The 10,895-nt window shown below is 32.6% G+C and carries 12 protein-coding genes; 9 read left to right on the forward strand and 3 right to left on the reverse strand.

What is annotated here, in order from left to right:
- Positions 1–92: 92 nt before the first annotated feature.
- Positions 93–623 (reverse strand): SRPBCC family protein, encoded by a 531-nt coding sequence (locus BBI01_RS12120; protein ID WP_065394943.1) that lies wholly within the window; start codon positions 621–623, stop codon positions 93–95.
- 212 nt (positions 624–835) lie between these two features.
- Here BBI01_RS12120 and BBI01_RS12125 point away from each other — a divergent pair, with 212 nt between their 5' ends.
- The 7 genes from BBI01_RS12125 (at position 836) to BBI01_RS12155 (ending at position 7,268) form a co-directional block, all read left to right on the forward strand.
- Positions 836–2,854: a M3 family metallopeptidase gene (locus BBI01_RS12125; RefSeq protein WP_065394944.1), complete on the forward strand. Its 2,019-nt coding sequence runs from the start codon at positions 836–838 to the stop codon at positions 2,852–2,854.
- Positions 2,855–3,071: 217 nt separating this feature from the next.
- Positions 3,072–4,358 (forward strand): hypothetical protein, encoded by a 1,287-nt coding sequence (locus tag BBI01_RS12130; RefSeq protein WP_065394945.1) that lies wholly within the window; start codon positions 3,072–3,074, stop codon positions 4,356–4,358.
- Positions 4,359–4,489: 131 nt separating this feature from the next.
- The gene (locus tag BBI01_RS12135) at positions 4,490–4,873 is read left to right on the forward strand and encodes a tetratricopeptide repeat protein (protein ID WP_123862143.1); all 384 of its coding nucleotides are present in this window, start codon (positions 4,490–4,492) and stop codon (positions 4,871–4,873) included.
- A gap of 27 nt (positions 4,874–4,900) precedes the next feature.
- Positions 4,901–5,320, forward strand: a complete 420-nt coding sequence (locus BBI01_RS12140; protein WP_065394947.1) for an immunity protein PIM1 family protein — start codon at positions 4,901–4,903, stop codon at positions 5,318–5,320.
- Positions 5,321–5,444: 124 nt separating this feature from the next.
- Positions 5,445–6,140: a M949_RS01915 family surface polysaccharide biosynthesis protein gene (locus tag BBI01_RS12145; protein ID WP_065394948.1), complete on the forward strand. Its 696-nt coding sequence runs from the start codon at positions 5,445–5,447 to the stop codon at positions 6,138–6,140.
- 74 nt (positions 6,141–6,214) lie between these two features.
- Positions 6,215–6,415: a YqaE/Pmp3 family membrane protein gene (locus BBI01_RS12150; protein ID WP_228393997.1), complete on the forward strand. Its 201-nt coding sequence runs from the start codon at positions 6,215–6,217 to the stop codon at positions 6,413–6,415.
- Positions 6,416–6,536: 121 nt separating this feature from the next.
- A complete protein-coding gene (locus BBI01_RS12155) occupies positions 6,537–7,268 on the forward strand; it encodes a class I SAM-dependent methyltransferase (protein WP_065394949.1) in 732 nt (243 codons plus the stop codon).
- Positions 7,269–7,309: 41 nt separating this feature from the next.
- Here BBI01_RS12155 and BBI01_RS12160 read toward each other — a convergent pair whose 3' ends face one another.
- Together BBI01_RS12160 and BBI01_RS12165 are read right to left on the reverse strand one after the other, a co-directional pair.
- Positions 7,310–8,758: an MFS transporter gene (locus tag BBI01_RS12160; protein WP_065394950.1), complete on the reverse strand. Its 1,449-nt coding sequence runs from the start codon at positions 8,756–8,758 to the stop codon at positions 7,310–7,312.
- Between the two features lie 41 nt (positions 8,759–8,799).
- Positions 8,800–9,363: a TetR/AcrR family transcriptional regulator gene (locus tag BBI01_RS12165; RefSeq protein ID WP_065394951.1), complete on the reverse strand. Its 564-nt coding sequence runs from the start codon at positions 9,361–9,363 to the stop codon at positions 8,800–8,802.
- Between the two features lie 248 nt (positions 9,364–9,611).
- Between BBI01_RS12165 and BBI01_RS12170 the strand changes: the two genes are divergently transcribed.
- Together BBI01_RS12170 and BBI01_RS12175 are read left to right on the forward strand one after the other, a co-directional pair.
- Positions 9,612–9,989 carry a VOC family protein gene (locus tag BBI01_RS12170; protein ID WP_065394952.1) on the forward strand — a complete coding sequence of 126 codons (378 nt, stop codon included), beginning with the start codon at positions 9,612–9,614 and terminating at the stop codon, positions 9,987–9,989.
- Between the two features lie 255 nt (positions 9,990–10,244).
- Complete coding sequence (locus BBI01_RS12175; RefSeq protein WP_065394953.1) at positions 10,245–10,859, forward strand: hypothetical protein; 615 nt, start codon at positions 10,245–10,247, stop codon at positions 10,857–10,859.
- Positions 10,860–10,895 lie beyond the last annotated feature (36 nt).

Genomic DNA, 10,895 nt, shown 5'->3' on the forward strand with positions numbered 1-10,895 from the left:
CATACATTAGACAAAAACTCTATCATTGTTATCAAGGAAAATAAAATCTACAGCATAAAAAAGCCTTGTAGAATATTACAAGGCTTTTCATTTTATTTTTCTGATAATTTCTTCAGATCTTCAAGTCCCTGATTGAACATTTTATTCATATTCATATCCATCATAGGTTTCATAGGTTTCATTATTGTATTCATTTCATTATCAAATATCCAGGTTACTTTTGTACCGTTTCCATCAGGAGTTAACACGAAAGCAATTTTCGCATCTCCTTCAAATGGCTTGATAAAATGAAGTTTTGCACCCAGTTTTTCATTCGGAATGATATCTGTAACCATCTGCTCTCCTTCGCCCACTTTTTCATTTCCTTTCCATTTGTAAGTGTCACCTACCTGCCCGCTTGTTCCAGAATATGTAATCTGAATATTAGGATCACCTTTAGCAAAAGGATTCCATGCATTTATTCCTTTATTGGAACCTATATATTGCCATACTTTTTCCTTTGGAGCATTGATGACAACAGATTTTTCATAATGATAATCTTTACTGAAAGCCAACATGGCGATTACAGCATATACAATAACCAGCAAAATGATGATGCCGATAAATTTTAAGAGTGTTTTCATAGTCTATTTATTTAAGGTTATTTATTTTAAATGAATCTAAGATTTGTTTTTCAAAATTAAATATTCCCACATCACTCCCTCTTTCCATATGACAAGATTATTTAAAGTTAAGGCATTTTTGTCATAATTCAGTTTCCGGGCATTATTTTTGTGCATTTCAACCAGGATTCCCCGATGAATCCTTACATTTACGTTTAACTAAAAATCGAAAAATGAATATTTTAACAGAAAAATTCAACACTCCATATCACTCAGCACCGTTTGGTGACATCAAAAATGAAGATTATCTTCCGGCATTTAAGGAATTGATCCAGAAATCAGAAGAAGAAATCAATGCCATTGTTGACAATTCTGATGATCCTACTTTTGAAAATGTTATCGAAGCTCTTGCCTATTCCGGTGAACAATTAGATGTGGTTTCCAATATTTTTTTCAATTTAAATTCTGCAGAAACCAGTGATGAACTTCAACAGATCGCTCAGGAAGTTTCTCCTATTTTAACAGAATATTCTTCAAAAATATCTCAAAACGAAGCCCTTTTCAACAAAATCAAAAAAGTATATGATGAAAAGGAAAAATATAACCTTAATGAAGAGCAGGAAATGCTTTTGAATGAAACCTACAAAGGTTTTGTAAGAAGCGGTGCTTTATTAAATGAAGAAGACAAGGAAAAATTAAAGAAAATCAGTATGGACCTTTCTTTAAAATCTTTGCAGTTCGGACAAAATGTACTGGCTTCTACGAATGCTTATTTCAAACACATTACGGATAAGGAACAATTGGCAGGAATTCCGGAAGCAATTATTGAACAGTATGCAGAGGAAGCAAAAGAAAGAAATCTTGAAGGCTGGGTAGTTACATTACAGTATCCAAGCTATATTCCTTTCATGACGTATGCAGAAAATCGTGAGCTTAGAAAGGAACTTGCACTGGCAAATGGCAAAAAATCTTTTGATGGCGGAGAGTATGATAACCAAAACCTGATCAAAGAACTTCTTACTTTAAAACAACAGAAAGCTGAACTTTTAGGATATAAAGATTATGCAGATTTTGTATTGGAAGAAAGAATGGCAAAATCTCCGGTAAAGGTTTTTGAGTTTTTGAATGAACTTTTAACGAAAGCAAAGCCATACGCTGATAAAGAAATTGAGGAGTTAAAATCTTTGGCTAAAGCTGATGGTATTGATGAAATGCAAAGCTACGACCACGCTTTTTATGCTGAAAAGCTTCGTAAAGAGAAATATGATTTTAATGATGAGGAATTAAAACCTTATTTCCCATTGAACCAAGTTCAGGAGGCTGTTTTTGGATTGACTGAAAAACTATTTGGGTTAACTTTTGAGGAAAGAAATGATATTCCAAAGTACCATGAAGATGTAAAAGTGTATGAAGTAAAAGAAAATGGAGATTATAAATCACTTCTGTATGTTGACTATTTTCCAAGAAAAGGAAAAAGAGCCGGTGCATGGATGACGAGTTATAAAAACCAGTATCAGCAGAACGGAGAAAACTCCCGTCCGCATATTTCTATTGTTTGTAACTTCAGTAAACCGACAAAAGATACGCCTAGTTTATTGACATTCCAGGAGGTAACGACTTTATTCCATGAATTTGGTCACGCTCTTCACGGAATGATGGCGGATACTCAATACCCTACTCTATCCGGAACTTCTGTAAAATGGGATTTTGTGGAACTTCCGTCCCAGTTTTTGGAAAATTTCTGCTATGAGCCTGAATTCTTAAAAACGTTTGCAAAACATTATAAAACAGGAGAAGTTCTTCCAGATGAAAAAATAGAAAAAATAGAACAGTCTAAAAACTTCATGGAAGGCTATCAGACTTTAAGACAGCTTGGTTTTGGATTACTGGATATGAATTATCATACCAAAGTCAACGAACTGGAACATGAAAGTGTAAAAGAATTTGAAGATAAATACACCAAAGCCATAGCGCTTTATCCTTCCAACCCTGAAACAGCGATGAGCCCAAGCTTTTCACATATTTTCCAGGGCGGATATTCTGCAGGATATTATTCTTACAAATGGGCAGAAGTATTGGATGCTGATGCATTCCAGTATTTTAAGGAAAATGGAATCTTCAATCCTGAAATTGCAGCAAAATATAAAATTCTTCTTTCTTCAGGAGGCACAAAAGATCCTATGGAGCTGTATAAAGCCTTTAGAGGAAGCGAACCTAAAGTGGAAAGCTTGTTGAAGAGGGCATTTGGATAAAAAATAATATTGAAAACCATTAAGACTTATTAAAGCTTAATGGTTTTTTAATTTAATACAGAATCAATAGAACTAATTTGCATAAGCATGACGTATTGAATTTGAATTAGTCTTTTAGAATTGGTGATAAAAAAGCTTCAGTTGAATTTGAAACAAAGTACCAATATTAATTTTATTTATTATCTATTTTTTATAGTTTCGCCTCATAAAAACAATTATGAAAACGGTACTATTTTTATTACTTCTTATTTCGAATTTCGCCTATTCACAAATTACAATCAGAAACGAAAGCTTAGTTGAAAAACCTTATTATAAACCCAAGTCTTTTGACAGCTTATCAAATATTCAGGAACAAAAAAGATTTATTGATTATAAGCAATATTTAGGATACAAATTATATTTAAAACCAAAATCTACTAAATTCACACCATCTCAAACAGATAAAAAGTTTATTGATTATTTAACAACTGACAAAGAAACCTCATTGAAAAAACCGGGAAAAATTCCTTTCAATGATATCATCATATACAAAGCTTTTAATGGAGGAAAAGGACTTTCAGAAGCTGCTAAAGATCAATATCAGAGGGCTCTTAAACAATATGAAGATCTTGATAAATTAAATACCAATATTTATCTGCCGGAATTTATTTCTGTAAAAACAGATCCTACTGATGGAGTAATATATGGATATGCAGCTACCAAACAGTCTGAAGTAGAATCAAAGTATTTTACGATACTCGAAATAGAAGGAAGAGACAAATATTCCCAAGACAAGAAATTCAAAAAACTGGAAGATCTTCCATCAGATTTATCTACCCAAACTGCTGAATTAAGAATAAAGCTGAAAAAAGATCAAACAAATGACACCCTTTACTGGAATGTAAATGAGGCTAGAAACTTTGGAAACTATCCTTTCATTCTTGTCCCCTACTTTGAAAAAGCAAAAAGGGATTTTGTTGGTCAAAATTTAGTGGCTACAAAAAACATTTCTAATTTGGTCAATAGCAAGACTGGAGATATTGTCAATATTGAGCAAAATCAAAAATGGTTTTGTGAAGATTTGAGCTTAACAGACACCAATAAAGCTAAATATTTAAAACCTCTTTATTACCTCACGAATCAAAATAATACGATTGTTTTAGATATAGATCAACTACGCAGCTCTTTCATTACTGAAGTACAATACGATAAAATTCAGGAGGAGAAAAAATTAGCAGAAGCTGAAAAAATAAAGCAGGAAAAAGAAGATGAGCAAAAACGTATTGCGGAAGATAAAAAAAACAGACAATTATATATCAATAAGTATGGTGCAAAATTCGGAAGTTTAATTGCTGACAGTAAAGTTGCCATAGGAATGAATATGGAAATGTGCAGACTTGCATGGGGAGAACCTTTGGATATCAACAGAATCACAATGAAAGGGTACGCTCATGAACAGTGGGTTTATGGCTTTGGAACCTATCTATATTTCAACAATGGAGTTTTGTCTACAATACAGGATTAAAACATCTATAATTTACCCCAGTTTTAAATAAAATTTTCATCAGACATTCTGGACCTGACACACTGGAAACCACAACTGCAGAAAGGAATTTACACGGAAGAAAAATAATTCTGTAATTTTAAATCATGAACATGAATACGATAATAAAAAGGCTAGAAAATGTAAAAAAACTCCAAGCTAAAAGATGGGAAAATGAAGACCATTGGGATGAGCTCAATGAGCTTTTAATAAAAGAACTGGATGAAATTCTTCTGATCGAACCTGAAAATACTTCAGCCTTAATTAATATCGGTGCAATTTATTCCGATATGGGTGAAAATGAGAAAGCTCTGGAATATTTGACACTGGCTTTAAATTTAGGTTCTGAAGATAAAAACCTTTTTGTAAACCTTACTATTGTTATGATTTATATGGAAAAACATCAGTCAGAATATTTAGAATATCTTGAAGATGTTGAAGAAAAAGTGGAGAATCCTCTTACCTTTAAAGCGCATTTCGAACCACAGTCCCGTTAAGAGTTTTAGATAAGATCTTTTTATATAATGAAAGAAAAAATAAATAAATTGGAAGCAGATTTTAATGAATCGCTAAAAGCTGCTCTTCACAATATTGATCCGGAAAAGATTGATGAAATCCTGGATAACAGAGATTCTTCAACATTTTCGGATGCATGGATGAAAGCTTACCATGTCATTGAAGAAAAAGTAACGGATGATGAAACAGAAGATACAATAACCCAAATCCGAAAGGAAATTTTTGTATCTATTTTTAAACTTACGGGATCATCTGAACTCTCTTCTTATATTTCTGATGATTTTGGATTAATCAGTTCTTATTATATTCACGATATTGAAAACAGTTGGGTTTCCAACTTACTTTTCACGGATCTTAATCATCAGATTCCACAGGGAGAGTTGTTGAAAACGGATAAAACGATCAAAGAGTTGGTTGTAAGCAAATAAAATGGAGATCAAAGACTGAAGAATACTATCTACGGATATAAAATCCAATAGTAGAACACATCCTATTTAATCTGAAAGACGCAGATTCGAACCTTTTCATCACACCAACAAAACGAAATAACACATGAAAAAAGCTTTTCTTTACTGTATTCCCTTCATATTTCTGCTGAATTGTAAAAAGGAAAAGAAAGATTCTCCAGAGCATAATAATTCTCCAGAAATTACCCAAACTGAAAAAACCGATTCTCTGATTGCTGCAAGAATTGATTCTGCAAAAATTCCGGAAACAATAAAGTATAAAGGAAATTTCAGAGATGGGTTCCGATGGAAAGATAAAACAGGCGAATATATTGTCATTACTTCCGAGACGGGAATTTACAGAAATGAAAATCTTCCACATGAATTTGATGACAGTGGTGACGCTGAGATTTTCGCCCATTGTTATTCATTGCAAAACAATCAACAGATATGGAAAGTCTATGATTACATTAAAGACTGTCCGGTAGATATCGTAGCCGAATTTGTAAAAAATACTTTAAGCGTAACCGATCTGGATCACAACGGAATTGCTGAAGTCTGGATGATGTACAAAACGGTTTGTCATGGTGATGTAAGCCCTTCAGACATGAAGATCATTATGTATGAAGGCAATAAAAAATTTGCCATCCGTGGAGAATCAAGAATTCAATATGGAATCAATGACAATAATGAACCTATGTTTGAAGGGGGCAACTATACTTTTGATAAAGCATTTAAAGAAGGTCCGAAAGTATTTAGGGAATATGCTGAAAAATTATGGAATAAACACATTCAGAATTAATTATCAGCCAATTACTTTCATTATATTGAAAATCAATATATTTGTTTAACTATATAACCTTAAAAGTATACATCATGTTTTTAGCTATTGTACTTCCCTTCTTATCCTTTATTGTCCGTGGAAAAGTTCTTACCGGAATTATCTGCTTGATTCTTCAAATTACATTGATCGGATGGCTTCCTGCTGCAATCTGGGCAGTAATGTCTCTGAATAATGAAAGAGCCAATGAACGAAATCAGGAACTCATTCGTGCAGTGCGCGAAAGTCAAAAATAAAACAATTTTACATCTATAATTTCTAATCCTTTATTCTTTAAAGGATTTTTGTTTTTTAAGTCTAAAAACTATTCGATTAATAATCGTAATTTTATCCTAACAACAGCAAATTCTACATCTTATGAAAGAAAACAAATACGATAACCCTTCATTTTTTGATCGGTATGAGAAAATGCTACGATCTCAGTTGGGATTGGAAGGTGCCGGAGAATGGCATGCTCTGAAAAATATGTTACCAGATTTTAAAGATAAAAATGTTCTGGATCTAGGCTGTGGATTTGGGTGGCATTGTCGGTACGCCATAGAAAACGGAGCAAAATCTGTAGTTGGAATCGATCTTTCGGAAAAGATGCTGGCAAAAGCTCAGGAAATTAATAATCTGGAAGGAATTCAATATGAAAGAAAAGCTTTGGAAGATGTAAACTATCCTTCCGAACAGTTTGATATTGTCTTAAGTTCACTTACCCTTCATTACGTAGCATCATTTGATGATATTGCAAAAAATATTTATCAATGGTTAACCGCTGGCGGACATTTTGTATTTTCTGTGGAACATCCTGTTTTTACAGCAGAAGGAGGTCAGGACTGGATTTATGATCAAACCGGAGAGAAAACCTGTTGGCCCGTCGACAAATATTTCATTGAAGGAAAAAGAAATACCACATTCTTAGGAGAAAACGTTATCAAATATCACAGAACTTTAACTTCTTATCTGAACACCCTATTAAAGCATGGTTTTAAAATAAACGAAATCATTGAACCTGAACCTAGCCAGGAAATGTTAAAAGAAATCCCAGGAATGAAAGATGAGCTCAGAAGACCAATGATGCTACTGATTTCTGTAGAAAAATAATTCAACCATGTTTTTAATGGTAACTATTAAATTCAAATTTACTATCTGTGAAACTTTTCATTAATTGAAGATTCAGTAATTTTCGGATTCACTTTAAACGGTTTCGGAAGGACATAATCCGGTACTTTAAAAACTGCGACCAATACAAACATTAGACAAAAGACATTAAGAATTACCGCTATTGTAAAAGCATTGTGATAGTGCTTCACCACAGGTTTCTCTCCAAGGAAATAATAAAATATGCTTCCCACAGCTACAATTCCAATGATAGCAGCTATCTGTTGAAAAGTATTGTAAACTCCTGATGCATTACCAATGAGTTTGTCTGGCATTCCGGAAAGTGCAATGTTGGCAAGCGAAGGAATAATAGACCCCACACCCAAACCATGTAGAAATAACAACAGACAAAACAGATAATAGTCATCCTGAAATCTGAACACAATGATCTGAATAATAAGAACCAGTATAATAAATCCAAGTCCAAAAATCAAAGCTGCCTTTCCGTATTTCAATATAAATTTCACCGAAAAAACTGACGCCAAAATAAATCCTATTCCCTGAAAAACGATGACTTCCCCGGCTTTCAAAGAACTTATTTTTAATCCATCCTGAAAAAAGACAGACAGAATATAGAAATAAGAGTCCAACATGATAAAAAAGAAAGAAACCGCAATGATTCCCAGATTGAAATTCTTAAACCGAAACAATTCAAAATCAATAAGAAACGGTTTATCAGCTTTCATCCTGTTTTTCTGATTCTGTATAAAATAAACTAATATTATAACAGAAATAATGAGCACAAATATATTTTGAAGTGAAAACTCATCCTGTTCCAAAGCTGTAAGCGCATAAGTTATGCTGAAAAGCCCTGTGGATAAGGTAGCTACCCCCCAAATATCAAATGATTGCTTCATTATCACTTTAGATTCCTGCAATTTTATAACACTAAAAAATACAGCAAGCAGACATACAGGAACATTAATGAAGAAAATAAATCGCCAAGGTTCTTCGAATCCTCTTAATGATGAAAAATAACCTCCTAAAAACTGTCCTGCAATCGTTCCAATTCCAATGGTAATTCCGTACCAACCCATTGCTTTGGTACGCTGTTCATGATCAGGAAAGAGAATCTGTATCATTGAAAGTACCTGTGGAGCCAGCAATGCAGCACTTATCCCTTGTATAAATCTTGAAATAATAAGCTGTATTGCACCGGATGAAACTCCACACCCTATAGAACTGATCATAAAGAAGAGCAGCCCAATAATGAACATCTTTTTCCTGCCATACAAATCTCCTAATCTCCCACCGGTAATTAAAAAAGAAGAAAAGCCAATAAGGTAAGCAGCAATTATAAACTGCATTTCTCCGTTAGAAGCATGTAAATCTCTCTGTATAGAAGGAATGGATACATTGATGATAAAAATATCCATGATTGTCAACAATTGCCCAAGAAGTATTATACTTAATATTAAATAGTTATTTTTCATTTTTATATAGATATATCTATTTTTAATGATCAAAAAAAAAATTAGGATAACAAACCCTGAACAATTTTTTTTACATGATCAAAAGAATCGTTGTTTTTACTGATCGTAGAAGTCACGACTGCACCTTCTATCAAAAGGAAAATCTGATCAGTGATTAAATCAATATTCATTGACGGATTACTTGCTACACCCTCTTTTACAATTGTATAAATAATTTCCCTCTGCTTTTCCTTATGACTTTTGACGAAAGCTGATACCACAGGATTTCCTTCACCCATCTCAGAAACAATTTTAATGAAATGACAGCCAGCAAACTTTGAAGATTGTTGAAGTTTTTTACGATAATCGACAATTGATGAAAGCTTTTTACTTGGCTCAGCAATATTGACAAGGCTCTTTTCTAATCCCTCAAGCCAATTATTTTCTTCTTTAATCAGATAGGCATGAAGAAGATCATTTTTAGATGAAAAGTGATTGTACAGCGAACCAATAGCTATATCAGCCTCAGCAATAATCTGATTGATCCCGGTAGAATTAAATCCTTGTTTGTAAAACAATTCTGAAGCTACTCTAAGAATTCTATCATGTACTTTTTCCTTTTTCATGCTGAAAATTTTAACAAAGCTACATAAAAAATAGAGAAGTCTATCTATTTTTTACAATTGGAAAATTCTATCGGCTTAATGAATAATTAAAACCTGACAAAAATTGCGATGAAAATTCGTGTTATTATAAAATAAGAACGATATTTAAACTAATGAAAAAACTAATGAAACTATCGTTATTATTCCTTATTCTGATATTGGGTTTTTCATCTTGTAAACCATCGCAAACAAAGAACAATAATAAAAATATGAGTAAAACTAATCCTGTGGTCTATTTTGAAATTCCTGTGGATAATCTGGAGCGTGCAGAGAAATTTTATACCGCTGTTTTCAACTTCAGTTTTGAAAAAGAAATCATTGATCATTATGAAATGGCACTATTCCCATTTGAAGAAAAAAATAGTGGAATCACTGGTGCACTGGCAAAAGGTGATGTTTATAAACCTTCAAAAAATGGAGTTATTATTTATTTTAAAACAGAAAATATTGATACTACTCTGGAAAAAGTACTTCAACAGGGCGGAAAAATTCTTTATCCTAAAAGAATTGATGAAAAATATGGTTTTGCAGTAGCGGAATTTGAAGACTCGGAAGGAAACAGAATTGCTTTGCATGAAACGATCTGAGTTTTTTGAGGTATTGAAAAAGCAAAATAAATTTAAAACCATATAGATTAACCAAATCATTATTCTAGTCTTATCATACAGTTCTACGCTCTTATATGGTACAAAAAATAATGCTCGATACTGAATTAAAGCCTGACTATAGTGTTCATTTTCAGTGGTTGTAATTCCATTCACTGCATAATATTTTTATAATAAAGTTTCAACATATTTTGTATCTTTAATTACCATTTCCATAAAAATATTTGGTAATTCGTTATGACAGAAGAACTTTATTTCATCAAAACCAACCCAAATATTGCCAAAATTAATTTGTACAATAGACTTTGCCGTGAGGAAGAAAACATATTGAACTTTCTTCAACCTAATGGAGCTACAAACCTTGAACTGATTAAAGAAAAAGTAAAAGACTCTGTAGAAGAACTTTCCAAAGAAGAGCTTTCGCAGATATTTTCGTGGTTCAATAAAGCCTATCAATCAGATCATGAGGAAATAAAAACCCAGCTTTTCATTAACGGGATTGATCTTTTTTATGAAATTCCTTCTGTTCATCATACAGAAAATTATTTACAGATTCTTTCAACGTATGAAAAACTGTTTCAGCAGAATATGAATTATATTGTGGATTCTAAGAATTTCAGTGAATTTCTGATCTATGGAATCTTCGTCATGGAAATCATCAACAAGGAATATGATAATGAAAATATTCTTTCTGATTATCTAAAACAGGATTACCAGGCTTTGTATTCTTCAGCAGAAAATCATCCGGATTTAAAGAATTTTGATCAGAAAAACAGCGCTGATCTTCAACGTTATTTTAATGACCTGTATGATCTCACAAGATTTTATAAGGGTTCAATTATTCAGCTGTAATTTTAAATAAAGGAAAAAACAGTAAGTTATTGAAAT

Origin of the sequence: Chryseobacterium artocarpi (assembly GCF_001684975.1) — a bacterium.
Lineage (GTDB): Bacteria > Bacteroidota > Bacteroidia > Flavobacteriales > Weeksellaceae > Chryseobacterium > Chryseobacterium artocarpi.